Annotated in this window: 19 protein-coding genes and 1 pseudogene; 5 read left to right on the top strand and 15 right to left on the bottom strand. The window is 36.4% G+C overall.

Going from position 1 to position 17702, the window contains the following annotated elements:
- Window positions 1-30: 30 nt before the first annotated feature.
- The 10 genes from ACK3CR_RS00600 to ACK3CR_RS00555 all read right to left on the bottom strand — a co-directional run bounded on the left by ACK3CR_RS00600 (window position 31) and on the right by ACK3CR_RS00555 (window position 9092).
- Entirely contained in the window at window positions 31-498 is a 468-nt protein-coding gene (locus tag ACK3CR_RS00600; protein WP_488974545.1) for an NUDIX domain-containing protein, read from the bottom strand.
- Between the two features lie 13 nt (window positions 499-511).
- A complete protein-coding gene (locus ACK3CR_RS00595; RefSeq protein WP_488974544.1) occupies window positions 512-1000 on the bottom strand; it encodes a GNAT family N-acetyltransferase in 489 nt (162 codons plus the stop codon).
- A gap of 153 nt (window positions 1001-1153) precedes the next feature.
- The gene (locus ACK3CR_RS00590; protein ID WP_488974543.1) at window positions 1154-2434 is read right to left on the bottom strand and encodes a class II D-tagatose-bisphosphate aldolase non-catalytic subunit; all 1281 of its coding nucleotides are present in this window, start codon (window positions 2432-2434) and stop codon (window positions 1154-1156) included.
- A gap of 23 nt (window positions 2435-2457) precedes the next feature.
- Window positions 2458-2772, bottom strand: coding sequence for a PTS fructose-like transporter subunit IIB (locus ACK3CR_RS00585; protein WP_243509973.1), 315 nt, complete (start codon window positions 2770-2772; stop codon window positions 2458-2460).
- Window positions 2773-2792: 20 nt separating this feature from the next.
- Entirely contained in the window at window positions 2793-3848 is a 1056-nt protein-coding gene (locus tag ACK3CR_RS00580; RefSeq protein WP_488974542.1) for a PTS fructose transporter subunit EIIC, read from the bottom strand.
- Between the two features lie 32 nt (window positions 3849-3880).
- Entirely contained in the window at window positions 3881-4324 is a 444-nt protein-coding gene (locus ACK3CR_RS00575; protein ID WP_328124014.1) for a PTS sugar transporter subunit IIA, read from the bottom strand.
- A complete protein-coding gene (locus tag ACK3CR_RS00570) occupies window positions 4317-6236 on the bottom strand; it encodes a BglG family transcription antiterminator (RefSeq protein WP_488974541.1) in 1920 nt (639 codons plus the stop codon). The genes ACK3CR_RS00575 and ACK3CR_RS00570 overlap by 8 nt, the downstream gene beginning before the upstream one ends.
- Before the next feature lie 203 nt (window positions 6237-6439).
- Window positions 6440-7387, bottom strand: a complete 948-nt coding sequence (locus ACK3CR_RS00565; protein WP_488974540.1) for a hypothetical protein — start codon at window positions 7385-7387, stop codon at window positions 6440-6442.
- A gap of 301 nt (window positions 7388-7688) precedes the next feature.
- Window positions 7689-7826, bottom strand: coding sequence for a hypothetical protein (locus ACK3CR_RS00560; protein WP_488974539.1), 138 nt, complete (start codon window positions 7824-7826; stop codon window positions 7689-7691).
- Window positions 7827-8015: 189 nt separating this feature from the next.
- On the bottom strand, window positions 8016-9092 hold the full coding sequence (locus ACK3CR_RS00555; RefSeq protein WP_488974538.1) for a type I restriction endonuclease: 1077 nt from the start codon (window positions 9090-9092) through the stop codon (window positions 8016-8018).
- Between the two features lie 240 nt (window positions 9093-9332).
- On the opposite strand from ACK3CR_RS00555, the gene ACK3CR_RS00550 reads away from it, so the two are divergent.
- Window positions 9333-9506: a hypothetical protein gene (locus tag ACK3CR_RS00550; RefSeq protein WP_243509991.1), complete on the top strand. Its 174-nt coding sequence runs from the start codon at window positions 9333-9335 to the stop codon at window positions 9504-9506.
- A gap of 102 nt (window positions 9507-9608) precedes the next feature.
- Here ACK3CR_RS00550 and ACK3CR_RS00545 read toward each other — a convergent pair whose 3' ends face one another.
- Together ACK3CR_RS00545 and ACK3CR_RS00540 are read right to left on the bottom strand one after the other, a co-directional pair.
- Window positions 9609-11111, bottom strand: coding sequence for a malate:quinone oxidoreductase (locus ACK3CR_RS00545; protein WP_243509995.1), 1503 nt, complete (start codon window positions 11109-11111; stop codon window positions 9609-9611).
- Between the two features lie 353 nt (window positions 11112-11464).
- Window positions 11465-11890, bottom strand: a complete 426-nt coding sequence (locus tag ACK3CR_RS00540) for an ASCH domain-containing protein (RefSeq protein WP_410915060.1) — start codon at window positions 11888-11890, stop codon at window positions 11465-11467.
- Between the two features lie 367 nt (window positions 11891-12257).
- On the opposite strand from ACK3CR_RS00540, the gene ACK3CR_RS00535 reads away from it, so the two are divergent.
- The 3 genes from ACK3CR_RS00535 (at window position 12258) to ACK3CR_RS00525 (ending at window position 15032) form a co-directional block, all read left to right on the top strand.
- Window positions 12258-13328: a DUF3900 domain-containing protein gene (locus ACK3CR_RS00535; protein ID WP_328124008.1), complete on the top strand. Its 1071-nt coding sequence runs from the start codon at window positions 12258-12260 to the stop codon at window positions 13326-13328.
- Window positions 13329-13730: 402 nt separating this feature from the next.
- Window positions 13731-13931: a cold-shock protein gene (locus ACK3CR_RS00530; protein ID WP_019394549.1), complete on the top strand. Its 201-nt coding sequence runs from the start codon at window positions 13731-13733 to the stop codon at window positions 13929-13931.
- Window positions 13932-14885: 954 nt separating this feature from the next.
- Window positions 14886-15032 (top strand): BH0509 family protein, encoded by a 147-nt coding sequence (locus tag ACK3CR_RS00525; protein WP_139210367.1) that lies wholly within the window; start codon window positions 14886-14888, stop codon window positions 15030-15032.
- A gap of 153 nt (window positions 15033-15185) precedes the next feature.
- Here ACK3CR_RS00525 and ACK3CR_RS00520 read toward each other — a convergent pair whose 3' ends face one another.
- Window positions 15186-16169: a tRNA dihydrouridine synthase gene (locus ACK3CR_RS00520; protein ID WP_328124007.1), complete on the bottom strand. Its 984-nt coding sequence runs from the start codon at window positions 16167-16169 to the stop codon at window positions 15186-15188.
- 445 nt (window positions 16170-16614) lie between these two features.
- Here ACK3CR_RS00520 and ACK3CR_RS00515 point away from each other — a divergent pair, with 445 nt between their 5' ends.
- Complete coding sequence (locus ACK3CR_RS00515) at window positions 16615-16770, top strand: hypothetical protein (protein ID WP_243510002.1); 156 nt, start codon at window positions 16615-16617, stop codon at window positions 16768-16770.
- 99 nt (window positions 16771-16869) lie between these two features.
- Here the strand turns inward: ACK3CR_RS00515 and ACK3CR_RS00510 are convergent.
- Window positions 16870-17099 (bottom strand): annotated as a pseudogene (locus ACK3CR_RS00510) (immunity 22 family protein); the annotation flags it as partial.
- A gap of 134 nt (window positions 17100-17233) precedes the next feature.
- Complete coding sequence (locus tag ACK3CR_RS00505; RefSeq protein ID WP_243510006.1) at window positions 17234-17668, bottom strand: SMI1/KNR4 family protein; 435 nt, start codon at window positions 17666-17668, stop codon at window positions 17234-17236.
- Window positions 17669-17702: the final 34 nt, after the last annotated feature.

The following is a 17702-nucleotide window of genomic DNA, read 5'->3' as shown; positions in this document are numbered from 1 at the left end:
ACGAGTGCTTATAGAAGCGTTCGTTCCTTTTTAGTATGACTTTAGAAATTGTTCTTCTAACAATAGAATGCTATGCTTTTTCTTATGGTACGCTAAGATTTCCTTCCGGAGATTCGGATATAAAACAATCGCATGAAGCTCCTCTAGCGGTACCCACCTTACTCCTGTTTGGTTTTGGTCCCGTTTCTCCGGCAGCTTAGGATTTTCTCCCTCTCGTACCGAGCAGTCAAAAATGGTTGTTAACGAATGCACAGGTCCATATTTATCATGATTTAAATGTGGCGCATACTCATAAAGAAAAGCTACTTCCCCGACTTCAATATCTATAGAAGCTTCTTCCCTCGTTTCCCGTATCACTGCTTGTAAGAGCGATTCACCATGTTCTACTCCTCCACCAGGCAAATTGTAGTGAAGACCGTTTTCGTCATGAAACTCCACTAGGAGAACCGCTTCATTTTCAATAATCAATGCGCTTCCTCTCACTCTTATTGGATACATTACACTCCTCCTGCTATTTCAATCTTTTACTCATGTTATACCAAACCGCTCCACCGTGAGCAGAATCTGAGACACCCATGTTGATGTATCCGTGTTTTTCATAGAACGAAATTAAATCTTCTTTACACGTAAGCGTAATCGTCTCACGAGTCCGTTTACGCGCTTCCTTTTCCAAATGAGCTAACAGCTTTGCTGAAATCCCTCGACTTTGGAAATCTGGATGGACGGCTAATCCTAGAATTGTCTGATGACCGCCGAATGAAGGGTTTGCCGTAATACCTTCAAATAAATCGTCTGTAATGAACTTTTGTCCTGTTACAGGTCCATTCACTAATCCTAAAATTATTCCGTCTTCTTCAGCGACAAAGAAACTGTCACGGATATATTGCAGACGCTGTTTTGTTGCCTCTGGAGTTGCAGCTTCTTCTTTGGAGAAACAGAGTTTTTCAATTTCAATGAGTCTTGGGAAATCTGATAGAGCAGCGTTTCTGATTTTTAGCATGTGATGGTTCCTCCTAAAAATGTTAAAAATGGATACTACCATTTTATAATAGGATATGTTTCTTTTCTACACAGAAAAACAGAGACAACCATTGTGCCTCTGTTTCTCAAAGCGAAAACCTCTATTCTCTTTGTTATGACTTATCCTCATTGTTTACTGTTTAACTGCGTCCATTTCCATCATTCTCGATGTAGTTCCTTCAAGATTATAGCACTCTACATAAGTATTTAAAGACCGCTTAATTCGATCCACTACAAACCGATCACCATCAATACTGTTTTCTTTCAAGTTATAAAAAAGTTGTTGTATCCCTTCTTTTACTTCTTCATTATTAAACGTATAGTGCCCCGCAATATCTAAGATTTCCTCAGCAAGGTTTTCATCTTTCAAAATCTCGTCTACTGTTACATCCTTTTGTTCACCAACCATCCACTTTCTCCATCGTTCACTTTTAATCGCATATTCTAACAGGATGTTTCGGATATTAGAGGTTTCATTCAGAAGTCCTTCTTCCTTTAACTTCTCTTCCACTTTACTTAACGACAAGTAAGCTCTCGTTTCTTCTGTTCCATATTGAGGAGCAACGTTTGTTGCTGTAATGTGAGCTGGTAGGTGTGCTAGCAGGATATCATCCTCAATGTAGTCTCCATTATGTTCCTTCAAACCAACTCCGTACTTTTTAGCCACTCCAGCTAAGTCTTTTGCATTTGAAAAGTTAAACGTTCCAACGTTTTCCGTTTTCTTTACAAGCGTACCTGTCTGTCCCACAATAAACGTTGGCTTTGGCAATCCTTTTCGCTCTAATTCGTTTGTAAGTTCAACGATAAAAGATTCATATGTTTCAATAGACGTTAACCCACCGTTTGTTTCTTCTGTTCCAACCTCATAGCCAATTTCAGGAAGGTTCCTTTTTTGCCTTTCTTGCTCACAATATTCAATAAGCTCAACCGTTCGTTTTAACACTGTCTCGAGTGGAATAACTTTTCCCATTTCAAAAGGATCTTTCGTAGGATCAATGTGAAGTAAATCAAAACCAGCTTCAATATCTGCTACGTATGATTTCTTCCCTAGTTCCATTGCTGTTTCTTCATCTAAATGATCGTTTCTTTCCTTATCTCGTTGCCATGGACCCCCATGATCTCGGCATACATAATACAAACCGTTAAAACCAACTTGCTCAGCTGTTGAACGGATAGCTTTCATAAACGTTTGTTGATTCCATCCGTTCACATATCCTCCTCCAAGTTCTTCAGCGTCTACTTGGTTTCGGCTTGCGATAAATAAAAGGGGAAAATCTTTTTCTTTAGCAAGTTCAAAACTTGCACGAAGCAGACGACCTGACATTGGCCCAATCCCTAACAACGTAGACCCTTTTCCTTCTTCCTGTAAGTCTAGCAAAATATCTACCGCTTTTTTAATTGGTAATTTAGTCATCTTTTACACTCCCCATTTATTTATTATTGTTCCTGAAGCTTTTGTTCTAACTTTTTAACAATCAGGTCTGCTTTTCTAATGGCATTTCCTGCTGTAACACGTACAATTTGTTTTCCGCTAAATCGTTCCTCTCCTTTAATCGACACATCTTTGGTTAGAATCACAAAGTCTGCTCCTTCAATATCTATCTGTGTGATCTCACCTTCAATCCCTACAGAGCCTTGCGTTTCAACAGAAATGGTGTGCCCTCCTTCTTTAAACGCTTTTTCTAACGCTTCAGCTGCAAGATATGTGTGAGCAACTCCCGTTGGACAAGATGTAACAGCAACAATTTTCATTTCTTAATCACTCCTTTTTATTAATCAAACTCTAATTCAAAATCATCATCTTCTTTATATACAGATTGCTTTGTTGTACTTTCGACGCTTTGTTTTAAGAGCCCAACCATACAAGTTGTAACAGCTGTTCCTACAATAATAGCGATAATATAACTTAATCGTCCTTCAACTACAGGTAAAACAATAAGTCCACCCCATGGAGCAAAATTAGATGCTCCAAGAAGCAAAGAAGTGACAGCTCCTGCTGCTCCTCCTACCATAATGGAGGAAATCACTCTTAAAGGATCAGCTGCAGCAAATGGAATCGCTCCTTCTGTAATGCCAATGGCCCCCATAATATAAGCCGCTTTTCCTGCTTCACGTTCTTCGACGTTAAACTTATTTTTGAATAAAGTAGAAGCAAGTGCTAAGCCAAGCGGTGGAGTACACCCTGCAACAGCTACGGCTGCTAGGAGCTGTGGATACGTATCCATTACGGCTACGGCGAAAAAGAAAGCTGTCTTATTAAAAGGACCTCCCATATCAAATGCCATCATTGCTCCTAAAATAATCCCTAGCATAATTTTGGAGCTGTCTTGCATGCCGAGTAGCCATTCGCTCAAAGCTTCCATCAAGTTTGCAAGAGGTTGACCAATAAACAGGACTACAATCATCCCTGAAATGAACGTTCCTAAAAGAGGAATAATAAAGATCGGTATAACGGTTGCAACTGTTTTGGGTCCTTTAATTTTCTTTAAATAGTAAACAACAATTCCTGCCACAATTCCCGCGACCATTCCACCGAGGAATCCGCCTCCTAGCTCATAAGCAAGATACGCAGAAATAATCCCAGGTCCTAACCCTGCTCTGTCTACCATCGAGTACGCAATGAACCCACCTAATATAGCCACATAAAGCGATAAACCTGCTGTACCAACTTGGGCGAGTGCTCCTAAAAATCCTTTCTCAGGTACAGAGGCTTGCCCTGAAAGCATTACAGAAATGGCTAGCAATACGCCCCCTGCAACCGTAAACGGAATCATATAAGAAACACCTGTCAAAAGATGTTTTTTCATATTTTTCATTAACTCCACCATAATCATCTGCCCCCATTGCTCTTAGTATCTCTTTAGCTTTGTACAGCTTCCGTTAGTAAGCCATATAGTTCTTCTTTAGAAGCTGCTTGCAGCAAGCTTGAACGGAATTCTTCATCAATTAACTTTCGGCTAATGTTCGCTAAGATTTTTAAATGAACGGTTCCTTCCTGCTCTTTTGGAACTCCTATAAGGAAGACTAGCTTTATTTCCTCTTCATTGTTATCCCACTGAATGAACGGCTGTGGACGAGCGAAAGCCACAAAAGGTATTTTCACACTTTCTGATTTGCCATGAGGGATAGCGACCGAAAAGCCAATCGCTGTTGAACATTCTTCCTCCCTTTTTAAAACAGACTGCATATAGTGAGAAACCTGACTTACTTTCCCTAATTCATTAGCTTTTTGAGACAGAGAATAAATTAACTCTTCTTTATTTTTAAATGCTTCATCTACAACAAGCAGCTCTTTTTCAATCATCCTCTTTTCCTCCTAAAATGTGCAAAATATCGTCTTCACAGCTCGCACGTTCCATCATTTGTAATATTCTTTTAGAATCCAACACTTGATAAAGCTCTCGTAGGATTGGTCTCATACTTTGCTTGTTTTCTACTTTTAAGACGATAAAAAACACAATAGAAACTTCACTTCTTCCCCACTTAATTGGCTCTTTGAGGGTTACAACGGAAATACAAGACTTTTGGACAAACTGATTTTCTCCATGTGGAATGGCCACCTTGTTTCCTAAATCTGTTGAAGCCTTCTGCTCCCTGTTTTTAACAGATTCATAGAATTGATCTGTCACATAGCCTTTTTTTTGTAGACTTGTTGAGACAAATTCAATCACTTCATCTTTACTTGTCATGTCTAGGTTGGTAAAAATCAAGTTGCGGTCAATAGCGTGAAGAAGCTTTTCATATCGGTGTCTGATTTGGTTTTCGTTTTGAAAAATATAATCAAGATAAAAACTATTAAGCTTCTTAGCATCGTTAACATCCATCATGGGAGAAACTAATACAACTTTCTTATTTATATCTTGAAGAGGAATTGTAGAAATGATGAAATCAATATCTAATGCTTCTACATTTACATCTAAAAGCTCTCTATATGAATAGATAGCGGTTACATAAAGTTGGGGAACCATTCGTTTAATCCGGTTAGCAATCAGCTGTGATGTTCCAACCCCGCCAGGACATACGACAATTACCTTTTTAATGCTAACGTTTCGTTCAAGAGCAGCTTGAAAGTGAATCATGAGAAAACTGACTTCGTGATCATTGAGCTTTAAACCCGTTTCTTTTTCAATAAAAGATCCTAAAAACCATGTAAATCCAAACATTGCTGAATAATTTTCTTTAATATCATCCAAAAGTGGATTTTGTACAATTAATCCGTGTTTTAATCGATATAACATTGGTTTTAAATGAATAAGAAGCCCATTGTATAATGTTTCATCATGAATGTTAGTTTCAAATGCTTCATCTGCCATCGTGCACAACTCTGTCACAAGCTTCTTTAAAATATCTTGATAGTAAAGTTCAACATTTGCTCCAACATGACTTAAGCGTGCTCCTAAAATACTGGTATTTAAATATTGAATTTCTGACTGAGGAATTTCTGTGATGGATAATGAACTAAAAAGATGAAGAGCTTTCTGCACAACGCCATACATACGCAGGGCATGAAATTCTTCTAACCTCAAGTCTTCTGAAGATGCGACTGTAAAACCATTTGAGATGCGGCTTAGCATAACTGCAACAATCCTTGTTAAATGTTCATAATATTCTTCATTAAATTTATAGCCAAGTTCTTCTTCAATGTACTGAATGATCTCCTGTGATTCTTTCATATTCGGAATCTCTACAGCCTTTTCATCGTTATGTTCTATAATGCTGACTTTAAACAAGGAACAAAGAGCTGTACGAATATCTTCTTCATTCCCTTTAATTTCTGTGCCAACATTCGATTTAACAAGGGATAAATGAAATGGTGCTAACCACTCTTTAATACATACAAGATCATTCGTAATCGAGCTTATACTTACAAAATATTTCTCTGCTAGCTTCCTATAGCTGGTAGCGGTTTCATTATAGAGTAGAGAAAGAAGGATTTCTTGTCGTCTTCCTTCAACAGATTCTTTTCTAGCCTCTTCGCTCTCTAAGTGGTAAAGCAATTTTTCATTATCTTCTCCAACAAGTTTAATCCCAACTCCTGATTTTTTTGTTACTTTTGAAGAAAAAGCTTCTAGAAATCGATCAATAGCTTTTAAATCATTATGAAGAGTGCGGCTCGAAATTTCGAGCTCCTTAGCAAACGACCCAACAGATCGATACTTCTTGCTTACAATCAATTTCTTCAATAGCATTTTTTGACGAGAAACTAACTCACTCACTTTGATCAACCCCAATCCGGATTGGTTATTCTTATAATAGCACTGTTGAAGCTTGTTGCATGTACCAAACATTTGCAAGGTAGTTGTTGAAAAAATGAAACAGCAAAAAAGAGCCATGTTGAAAACAACATGACTCTTAAAATATTCTTTATCATACCTATAGAGATTGGTTCGATCTCAGCTACAGTGTCCATCTTTCCTTGTTATCTACCGTGGCGACGCTGATATCGACCACCTTCTACATTTTTCCGGCGGCTTCGTTCTCCGAGCGCTTCTTCTTCTCTGTCATATTCATTCGCTCTTCTTTCTTCATCATAATCCATGTATTGTTCGTCTGCTCTTCTTCTCTCGTCATAATCCATGTATCGTTCGTCTGCTCTTCTTCTCTCGTCATAATCCATGTATCGTTCGTCTGCTCTTCTTCTCTCATCATAATCCATGTATCGTTCGTCTGCTCTTCTTCTCTCATCATAAGCAGGGTATGGTTCCTTTGACACAGCAGCTTCTCTTCTCAAACTTCTCAAAGGATTCTTGAATAGTTTCAGTTTCTCTTTCCATCCTTGACCTTTTGCTCCATAACTTTCTCGAGGACGATCGTAAGAAGAATGGCTTTGAGAATCCTTTTCTCCTTTTTTCAAGAATAAGCTCATTAGCCCCCCCACAATTAACAGAAATAAAGCAACAAGGAGAAGTAAAAGGGAAGTTTCTCTCCATATAGTTGTTGAATAAATTGAAAATAATTTATCTACCAATGAAGGATTTGTTTGGAAACTTTCTTTAATATTTAAACACCATCCAATAGTCAAAATGGCTGTTGGATAAGTAGAATTTAATTTATACTTATGAGCTACAAAACCAAACGCTAAACCTACAATTACACCTAATAAGATTCCTAACAGAAAATATCCTATCCCAAAGCCAAGCAATAGCCAAATTGCACTATTACGGCTAAGGTACCCTCTTTTTACTCTCCGTTTCTTTTTTTCTCCTGATATCATAACCATTAACACCATATATCCGACAAAAAACCAAGCTGTTTCATTGATTGGATTATCTCTATTCATAAAGAAGGCTGCAGCTAACGTAAGAACGTACGGTAACCCAAGCCACAGTAACACTTTGTCCAGTGGTCTCATCCAACTTACAAACATTTTATTTTTCTCTCCCTTCACCAATCCACCAAGGGAAATCTCTCCCCTCAGATAGCGAATTTAATTCCTAGACATATTACGAATGAACACTCTCATTAGTTTCAATTTATTTGTTGAAAAATAAGTATTTTTGACTTTTCTTAGGTGTGTTAAGAAGGTTGCGTTTTGAACAGGAATGCTAATGAAGAATGTTATCTTAGTAATAAACTATTCATTCCCCTCTTGTGATCCATATTATCATAACAAAAGTCGAGGTATCTTATAAACCTCGACTTTTACCCTTTATATACAAAATTATGTATTAAAACCCTCGACTGTGCCAACTACCGCTATGCATTCCATCAATAAACCCGTGTGCAAAATCAGGGAGTTGGAATATAGCAAGGTAAGCAATGATGGTTAGTGTGATGGTTATTTTTAAGAAATCGTATTTTGTCAATGATGTCACCTTTTCAATTAGTCTCGTTCTTTTGCCTTTTTTAATATTGGACAGATATTAATATATGATATATTTTCCATTTAATCAATACCTATTTCCACTAGATTATGCATACAAAAAGAAGCCTTTCTCCCATGGAATAAGGCCCTTATTAAAGAAAAGCTTCTTATGTAGAAGGCAATCCTTCATCTATTGAAACTGCTTTGCTACTTCAAGAATTTTATCTTTATATAGAGAAATCTCATTAACATTATTGATTTTATAAGTTGTTTTTGCTTCATCATTTAATTGAATATATTTATTAGTCGTGTTAAACCCTAAGCGACAAATCCATTTTCTAATACTATCATCCAAAAGAACATTAAAATAACTTTTATTATCTCGATAATGTACTCTACTTGAATCAATTTCATCTTGTAACATTAGTTTAACAAAAACATAGCCCTCAATTTCTTCCTCTGTTGTTACAATAGTCTCGATCGTTACGACATCTTCAACTATCTCTTTAGTTTTAAAACTCTCTTCTTTCTCAAGTGGTTCTTCACGTGTGCCCGATGAATTTAATGCTTGCTGAAGTTTATCATTCACCCTCTCATTTACAAATTGTGTTAAAGACTTCTTCACAATATCTCTAAAATTATCTATAACCCTCTTTGTTTTGATGCCTTGATAAACATCACTCAGCACAAACTTAATAAACTCATCGTTTGGTTCTTCCCATTGTTCGGTAAGAAAGTGTTTAATTTCGCTTGTATACTTCAGTTCAGATGCTGTTGTAAGCACATTTTCAACATTGAACACATTCTTTCTAAACTTGGCTACTTCATATATATCATTATCTCTAAACTCTAGTAGATTAAAGATAAAGAAAGGCTTCATGTCCATTCTATTCCGTTCTTCTAAATCTGTATAAAACTTATACTCAATCCCATTTGTTAAAATTGCAAATTTTGCTTTTGTTGTTCCAAAATATCTAAAAAGCTGTGAATCATGTTTAGAAAGCTCTTCATGTACACATTTCGCTTCAATTAATATAACAGGATTCCCGCTATCCATAATCGCATAATCGATTTTTTCGCCCTTTTTAATCCCAACATCATCTATGAACTCTGGCACAAATTCTTCCGGATTAAAAACATCATATCCTAACGCCTGAATTAAAGGCATAATTAAAGATGTCTTTGTTGCTTCCTCAGTTTTAATATTATCTTTCATTCTCTGGATCCTATTTGATAACGTCTTTATCTGCTGAACAAAATTCTCCATTCCATCGCCCCCTATGTACTATTCTGATGCTAGGGACGAGAAACTATGAAGTGATTTAACACCTTTATATACCTGATTTGAATTGAAAGCAAATCGGTTAGAATAGAACAGTATAATTTGTTGTTACGAAAACACTTTACATTTCCATTAACTATATTTTTATTACTAAATCAATTTAATTCCTCTCAAAGCACTCTTCCTTTACAATAAAAGAAGAAACTGAAGAAATGAGGAAACAGCATGAGATGCGGATCAAAATGTTTCATTGTTGAAATAGAAGTCGAAGGACAAAAACAAATGAAGTCAGTAACGGCTAGAACGTCAATAGAAGCTAGAAAAACAATTAGAGGAGCCTACGGAACAGAAGCTCATATTTTATCGGTTATTGAAGAAAAAAGAAGAACCTTTGATTAAAAATCAAAGGTTCTCATTCTCTCCATACTCTATTATCTATGTAACTATGAATTCCTATACCATAAAGCCAATTATTCCCTAACATACTAGAGAAAATTCCTATCAACTATAAACAGGTCCTCTTTCACTCAATCCAAGCGCTTTCGCCGTTGAAGTATGAATCTCTTTGAAAAGCTTTGGATTCTCCGCTAATGATATGCCATATGACGGAACCATTTCCTTAATCTTTGGTTCCCAAGCATTTATTTCATCTGGGAAGCATCTTTTAATAACCTCAAGCATAACATGAACAGCGGTAGAGGCTCCTGGTGAAGCACCAAGCAATGCCGCAATTGAGCCGTCCGAGGCACTGACAACTTCCGTACCGAACTGAAGGGTTCCTTTACCACCTGCTTCAGTGTCTTTAATCACTTGAACGCGCTGGCCTGCGACAACGAGTTCCCAGTCTTCACTTTTCGCCTCTGGAATAAACTCACGTAGTGATTCCATGCGTTTTTCTTTTGATAACATAACTTGCCCAATTAAATATTTTGTGAGCGACATTTCTTTTACGCCTGCTGCTAACATTGTTAGTACATTATTTGGTTTCACAGAAGTAATCAAATCAAACATTGAGCCATTTTTTAAGAACTTTGGTGAGAATCCAGCAAATGGTCCAAACAGCAATGACTTTTTATTGTTTATATAGCGTGTATCGAGATGTGGAACAGACATTGGAGGCGCGCCAACTGGAGCTTTTCCGTACACTTTCGCATGATGCTTTTCCACAACTTCCGGGTTGTTACAGACCATAAATAGTCCGCTTACAGGGAATCCTCCGATGCCTTTTCCTTCAGGAATACCTGATTTTTGGAGTAAGTGAAGACTTCCTCCACCACCGCCGATAAAGACAAATTTAGCGTTATGGCGTTCTGTTTTCCCGCTTTCCATATTTTGAACTTTTACTTCCCATGAACCGTCTTTTTTACGATTAATATCTTCTACACCATGTTTATACTTCACATGAACGTTTTGATTTTTTAAATGATCAAACAGAATGCGTGTTAATGCTCCAAAGTTTACATCTGTTCCAGAATCAATCTTTGTCGCTGCAATTGGATCTGTTGATGTACGGCCTTCCATAATTAACGGAATCCACTTTTCGAGCTCTTCAGGATTATCAGAAAATTCCATCCCTTCAAATAGAGGATTTTTCGTCATGGCGTCGAAACGTTTCTTTAAGAACTCAACGTTTCTTCCTCCTTGCACTAGACTCATATGAGGCAATGGCATGATAAATTCCTGTGGATTTTTAATTAAACTTTTTTTCACAAGATAAGACCAAAACTGTCTTGAAATTTGAAATTGTTCATTAATACGAATTGCTTTACTAATATCTATAGATCCATCCGGTTTTTCGGATGTGTAATTAAGCTCACAAAGTGCCGCATGCCCTGTGCCAGCATTATTCCATTCATTAGAACTTTCTTCCCCTGTTTTTGCGAGCTTTTCAAATACTTTAATATTCCAACCTGGCGCTAATTCTTTTAGTATTGACCCCAATGTTGCACTCATAATACCAGCACCAATTAAAATAACGTCTGTTTGTTCCTGTCTGTTATCCATAATACCCTTCCTTATCCCCTTGTATTTGCAAAAAAGATGCAGTGTCTCCTATCCAGGGATCACCAAATCCAAGCGCGACCTCGGAATACATCTTTCTTGTCTCGATGAAAACTTCCCCATATTTTATTATAGTAATTAACAGGTTAAAATATCCACCGTTATCTGATAATTATAAACTATTTAAAGGTTTAAAAAAAGGGTGAAAATGTATTCACTATAACTATTATGTGATGCAACTCTCTAAATCTTTATCCCTATTACTTATCTAACAACCCTCATTTCCCTTATTATTAAGGTTTTAGATGTGTTTTTTATAAAGTCCATGATTATCTTATAAGTAATATGAATATTATTTATAAATCATATTCCCATAACCCAAGCTGACCTTTTGCTGGAATAAATTCCTCCAACATTTTCATCTCCTCCACTTCCCAAGCATAATAACCAACCTCAAAATCACCTAAGAAATAGTCGTCTTCTGATACGATTCTTCCGTCTTCTAAAATGGCCCACGTCTCGTTATTTTCAACAACCTTCAAACAGTCTTTAAGCTCGCATACCGCAATAATCATTCCTGTAGGGAGGTTTTTTGTTGTGTAGCCGTGTGTGTCCAGAAGCGAACGGATAGCTATACGGTTACAGGCTTCCTTATTTATTTTCTTACTTGTGTGAATAGCTAAGGGTCCACGGTAATTTGTTTTCCATGATCTTGTCTCATATGTAGCTTCTCTTAGGGCAAAAAGGTTCGCCCAAGGCTGTATCATTGATAAAACTTTCATTGTAATTGTCCTCCAACGTCCGAAATCCTACTTTTTCTCTAGAGTTTCCTTATGAAGTTATATTATGAGTACATAAGATTTAAAAGTGATGATGAAGAGGTTTTAAAAATGATTAGAAGAAATGATGTGTACTTAGCATTCTTTTTAGACATATTAATCATCACTATAGCAAGGTTATAAAGTTTTTCTATGGACTGCACTGACGTTGTAGTTCACAGAAACCTCTTATTCCACCAGTCTCAACCTTCTTATATATAGGAAGAAGAAACAAGGAAAGAAACCGAATTCGTTATTCCCCAAGCGTTGACGCCACCTTTACTCTTTCTTATACTGAAGTAACCGATTAAAAAGAAACAAGGTGAACCAAATGGATTTTAAAATTAACTTTTTATCATTTTATGTAATACAAGTAGAAGGAAAAGAAGAACAAGCATCTAAACAGTACAAGCATTTTCAAACGCTTGATACGGAAGAATATGAGGAAAGCTCAATTAAAGATTTTTTAGACGGCGAATTTAAGAAAATTGTAAAACGCAAAGTAGATCGTCATCCAAAAGCTGAACAAGTCCCAACAAAGCTCGGTTATTTTATTGTTGAGCCAGGACATGATCTTGATTCAAATCCGAATTACAATTTATTTCACCGGACTCGTTTCGCCGCTACGAAAGAGGAATTTGAAGAAAACAGCGAACAGTTTATCAACGCTTACCTTGATACAGCTGCCGTTCGAGGAGGAGCATTTTTAGTTGTATCTGCTGTTCCAAGAAAATATTTTGATCATGCCTTTGTGTTTATTTTAAAGTGTGACTTCGAGCCAAAAGTAGCTTCTATTTCAGATGAATCTACCCTTATTCGTCACGTTGAAATGGCGATTACGACAAAAAATATGAAGTCCATTCAATACCCGTACATGCCTGAAGAAGGCATGGTTGAGGAAGGCGAGCTTGTTATTCACCAAGCATCACATGCTCGCTATTTTGAAGACTTCTTAAAGTTCATCGACTACAACGAGCCAATGCCTGAAGTGATGAAAACGCAAGTGATGGATATGGTACGTGAACACGTTAGTGAAACGTTTGAAGCTGAAAGTGAGGAACGAGAACAGTTTGAGTCGGATATGGAGCTGTGGGCTGCAAGTGAAAAACGAGAGATACAAGAACGATTAGATACCCATCAAGTGATGGAAGCAGCCGCTCATATTGTCGAGCATACGCCTGAGGCTGAGTTAAAAATGAAGCTTGGCGAGACGGAGATTAAGGGATTGCTAGCGGATTTTGGGGAAAACATTCACTTAGCGAAAGTCAATGGCCGTTATGTAGCCATTGTTGAAGCCGAATCCATTTTGTTTGAGAAAGGTGCTTCTCCGATTGAGTTTCATAAGCCGGATGATTTGCATGGAATTATTGAGAAAATCAACAATAAGCGATGGGAAGATTAAGGTTTATAAATTGTAAAGCAAGTTAACAACACTGTGTGTATGGAGTTTTTGAACATCTTGGTGACCCCACATAAGAACTTTCTTTAACCCATTATATAAATAAAGAAGTTTCAAATCCACCACACAACTCACATGTTTGCAGATATGTTTTTCAATGCACTTACGCGTATTAAATAGTAAACTGTTCAAGCTCTACTCTATAAAAAATCTTCTTTTATTTTTAAAAATATTTAGCGCTTATTACTTAATTTTCGTCTTTACTTGCAATACCTGATTGTTTCTGTTACATTTAATAAGAATTATTTTTGTTCGGCGAAGATTGATAAGTTAACAACTTTCGTCTGAAGATTTGAGCAGGAATAGTAACACAATGTGTGCATAGCGCACGAGGAGGCAACAATAATGGAACAAGGTAAAGTAAAGTGGTTTAACGCAGACAAAGGTTTTGGATTTATCGAACGTGAAAATGGAGACGATGTATTCGTACATTTCTCAGCAATCCAAGGCGAAGGCTTCAAATCTTTAGACGAAGGTCAAGCTGTAACTTTTGAAGTAGAACAAGGCCAACGCGGACCTCAAGCTACTAACGTTCAAAAAGCGTAATTAACCCAAACATACAAACAGACTCTACTCGTAGAGTCTGTTTTTTTATTCTCACAAAAACTTAAAACCCATAATAAAAACCCTACTCACGAATGAATAGGGCATATCGAAACAAGAATAGTAATTGGTAAAGCAAATGGTAAACTCAGTATAGCATAGTATCCTTACAATACCTAATTTTTTTACTATTTAGTGTTTTTTATATGTAATTCAATAAAACCACTCTTTCTTGAGCTTCTGTTTGTAATAGCAAGAAGATATTCTATATATGATTTATTAAATGAAACCTCACTCTTTCCCTTTAATAGCCTCCAACCCTTAGATTTCTACTTTTTGTATAGAGTTTCCTGAGAGGATAATATGATAAGCAAAGGAAAAATCATTTATGTATCTTTATAATAGTTAATATAAGAATTTAGTGTAAATCTAACTCTTAGGTAAAAAAACAACCTGGAAAATCTACGTTTTTGCTATAGGAAAAGCCTATGCCGCTCAAGGACTTTCTACATGAACGATCCCGCTTCCGCAATTGCTCACTACAAAATAACGAGAATTTTTCTAAATAGATACAAAATCGACACAGCCTACTTTCTAAAAAACTCCTTTTAGTCCCCTCTCTCAGCTAAAATTTCTCCCCCCTACTTGCGCTGACTCCCTAAGCTTTCGCTAATCAAACTCGAAAAGCAGCATAATCCCCACTTTTTGGGTCCAATTTATTAAATTGAAGGCATATCCCCTTAGCAAAACACAGGCTTTTTCTATTCGATCTTGCGTCTTTCCCCTCCTAAAAGGTAGTAAATCAATAACACTTCTAATTTCTATATCGTTTTCTGAAGAATCATCTCAAATTGATATTGGTTTAATCTCAATTTGAGATGTATAATAAAAACAAGAAAAGGAAAACGCTTTCAAAATTTAAATACTTTGTTTTTCATACTATAAGGAGGATTTAAAATGAGCCAAGCTGAAAGAAATTCAAAAGCGCAGAAATTAATTGAGCAACAAAAATTCAATGAGAGAGAAATTTCTAATATGACTGATCCACAGATTGAATACTATCACTGGCTCTATTTTGATGATTCTGTTTATGATTATATGTAACTAGAATATAAAATGAGAAAAAGCGGGAAACCATTGACGATTCAAGGTTTCCCGCTTTTATTTTGATCTCTTTCAGAAATCATTTCTTGCAAACTTGTTCTTCGGTAATAAGTTTAACGTCCTACTTCGCTTTTACCTTGAATTGGGACACTTCTACTGTTGCCCTATTACATCAAGATTCTTTGACTCAAAGTTATCAAGTAATGCACGCACTTCATCTGTTGACGCTGTGCTCATTAATTGATTTCTTAATTCACTTGCTCCTCTGAATCCACGGACATATATCTTAAAAAAGCGATGAAGAGCCTTGAACGGACGCAGCCCTAAGCTTGAATATTTATCATGAAGATCCAGATGCAGCCTTAAGAGATCAAGCAATTCCTTACTACTATGATCTTTCGGCTCCTTTTCAAAGGCAAATGGATTGCTGAAAATACCACGCCCAATCATAACTCCATCAATACCATATTGATGAGCGAGCTTTAAGCCAGTTTGACGGTCAGGGATATCCCCGTTGATTGTCAACAGTGTATCTGGTGCCACCTCGTCACGAAGTTTCTTAATCTCAGGGATTAGTTCCCAATGAGCATCTACTTTGCTCATTTCATTTCTTGTACGCAGATGAATGGAAAGATTAACAATATCTTGTTTCAAGATATGTGTTAGCCAATCGTGCCATTCATCTACCTCTGCGTAACCAAGCCTTGTTTTTACACTTACAGGCAATCCTCCTGCTTTTGCTGCTTGTATTAAATCTGCCGCAACGTCTGGACGAAGGATAAGGCCACTTCCCTTTCCGTTCTTTGTCACATTAGGCACAGGACAGCCCATATTAATATCTATACCCTTATAGCCTAGTTCCGCCATACCAATACTCATTTGGCGAAAGTATTTAGGCTTGTCTCCCCATATATGGGCTACGATTGGTTGTTCATCCTCTGTAAAAGTCAAACGTCCACGCACACTTTGCATTCCATCTGGGTGACAATAACTTTCCGTGTTTGTAAACTCTGTAAAAAACACATCAGGTCTAGCTGCTTCACTTACTACATGACGGAAAACAACATCCGTCACCTCTTCCATTGGTGCCAGTATAAAGAAAGGTCGTGGTAAATCACGCCAAAAATTGTCTTTCATATTTCAATTCCAATCCTCTCACTACGGGATACGGGGCCAACCCGCTATCCTAAAATTAAAAAGCAAGATGTCCCTGCTTCTTTTACACTTATACCATATTTAATCACTTTTTATCAATCTGATTGAACTGTTTATCTTAACAAAATCGGGGTTTGGGTAGGAAATGTTTATTTTAACTTCAAGATCTCTGTACAATCAAAATATCTCCTGCTAAAATCCCCCTATCAACCAGTATTCCACTGTTTGAGTTAAAATAAAGTTTCTCTAAAAAAGACTGAAAAGAAAATTGGAAGAACACTGGATTTACTTAACCACGAAAGGTATGAAGAAGTTTTTTGTAATCATATTCCTATAACGAACGTTTTATGATGAGAAGGATATCTCTGGTGGGAATTAAACAACTTAGTAAATATAAGTAAAAGAAATATAAAAAGATGTGTGTTATGTGGACAAATTTTTACAGGAAGTAAAAACAAAAGGTATTGTAATGAATCCGACAATCTTGCTTGTTACAGAGAAAGAAGATCTGCTAGTAAGAGAAACGAGAGGAGTAAATAATAATTGTTCGATGGAACTTTCAGAATATAAAAAGACAAAGTGAGTTAATATCTAATCATTATAAAAAACAGGATTTCTTTAAAAGGATCCTGTTTTTCTTAACACTTTATTAAAATTAATATTAAAAAGATAATTGGAATCTCTCACCATTTATTAATTCTTTTATTCTAGGGATAACTAGTTCACTATAAAAAAATCACTTAAAATATCTTCTATATTATTTTTGGGGTCTTCGTAAAAACAAATTTCAATGTTATCTTCATGATAATAGCCAAATTCAAAGTTCATACCAAACTTCGAATCTATTGCATCTCCATCTTCTGTATATTTTATATCAACATACTCTTCAAGATTCTGTAGGGATTCAACCACACTGAAACCATCCCATCAATTCCATATTATCACTCCCATTTTTCAAGGAGAGGATTCTTATTCTGTATTCACTATTTTATTAACGGTCATTTCTTCAATCCTTTTTCTTAAGCCCTTTTAAAATAAACCCTCCATTAAAAATGGAGATTCAATTCTTCACGGATGGCTTGTTCTAAATACTCTTCAAAACTGGTAGCGATAATTTCTTTTTCTCCAAAATTAAAGTCAAATGTCATTATTTCTGTATAGGGATAATTAAAACCTATTGGATTCCCTGCACCATCTATTCCAATAACAACAAAATTCTCATACCCTTTACTTCTAAATTGTAGAGATTTCTCTACAAATGAGGGTGTTGCAACAAACTCTGCCTCTCTCAATCCTAAGACAATGGCTTCACTAACTGCTCCTGAACCATATTTCAAAAGAAACTGTTTAAAATCCTCTGGTAGTTTCACTTTTAGCTCATCTTCAGCTTGTGTTACTTCCTCAATATTAACAGGTCCTCCAAATGCTTCAGGTAACATTTCAAACTCTTCGTTAATTGCATTTAACAATGCTATTTTCATTCCGTTCTCCTTTAAATGCGTAATATTCATAGGG

The sequence above is a fragment of the Priestia sp. TRM10 genome (genome assembly GCF_057808375.1).
The sequence above is the reverse complement of the archived record's forward strand: the minus strand, read 5'-3'. Positions and strand labels throughout refer to the sequence as shown.

What these genes read in the sequence shown, in the direction of transcription:
- ACK3CR_RS00565 (WP_488974540.1), bottom strand. Translation starts at nt 7,387, where the DNA reads ATGTTTGTAAGTTGGATGAGACCACTGGACAAAGTGTTACTGTGGCTT.
- ACK3CR_RS00580 (WP_488974542.1), bottom strand. Translation starts at nt 3,848, where the DNA reads ATGGTGGAGTTAATGAAAAATATGAAAAAACATCTTTTGACAGGTGTT.
- ACK3CR_RS00590 (WP_488974543.1), bottom strand. Translation starts at nt 2,434, where the DNA reads ATGACTAAATTACCAATTAAAAAAGCGGTAGATATTTTGCTAGACTTA.
- ACK3CR_RS00585 (WP_243509973.1), bottom strand. Translation starts at nt 2,772, where the DNA reads ATGAAAATTGTTGCTGTTACATCTTGTCCAACGGGAGTTGCTCACACA.
- ACK3CR_RS00505 (WP_243510006.1), bottom strand. Translation starts at nt 17,668, where the DNA reads ATGAAAATAGCATTGTTAAATGCAATTAACGAAGAGTTTGAAATGTTA.
- ACK3CR_RS00525 (WP_139210367.1), top strand. Translation starts at nt 14,886, where the DNA reads ATGAGCCAAGCTGAAAGAAATTCAAAAGCGCAGAAATTAATTGAGCAA.
- ACK3CR_RS00575 (WP_328124014.1), bottom strand. Translation starts at nt 4,324, where the DNA reads ATGATTGAAAAAGAGCTGCTTGTTGTAGATGAAGCATTTAAAAATAAA.
- ACK3CR_RS00520 (WP_328124007.1), bottom strand. Translation starts at nt 16,169, where the DNA reads ATGAAAGACAATTTTTGGCGTGATTTACCACGACCTTTCTTTATACTG.
- ACK3CR_RS00550 (WP_243509991.1), top strand. Translation starts at nt 9,333, where the DNA reads ATGAGATGCGGATCAAAATGTTTCATTGTTGAAATAGAAGTCGAAGGA.
- ACK3CR_RS00595 (WP_488974544.1), bottom strand. Translation starts at nt 1,000, where the DNA reads ATGCTAAAAATCAGAAACGCTGCTCTATCAGATTTCCCAAGACTCATT.
- ACK3CR_RS00555 (WP_488974538.1), bottom strand. Translation starts at nt 9,092, where the DNA reads ATGGAGAATTTTGTTCAGCAGATAAAGACGTTATCAAATAGGATCCAG.
- ACK3CR_RS00545 (WP_243509995.1), bottom strand. Translation starts at nt 11,111, where the DNA reads ATGGATAACAGACAGGAACAAACAGACGTTATTTTAATTGGTGCTGGT.
- ACK3CR_RS00535 (WP_328124008.1), top strand. Translation starts at nt 12,258, where the DNA reads ATGGATTTTAAAATTAACTTTTTATCATTTTATGTAATACAAGTAGAA.
- ACK3CR_RS00530 (WP_019394549.1), top strand. Translation starts at nt 13,731, where the DNA reads ATGGAACAAGGTAAAGTAAAGTGGTTTAACGCAGACAAAGGTTTTGGA.
- ACK3CR_RS00600 (WP_488974545.1), bottom strand. Translation starts at nt 498, where the DNA reads ATGTATCCAATAAGAGTGAGAGGAAGCGCATTGATTATTGAAAATGAA.
- ACK3CR_RS00540 (WP_410915060.1), bottom strand. Translation starts at nt 11,890, where the DNA reads ATGAAAGTTTTATCAATGATACAGCCTTGGGCGAACCTTTTTGCCCTA.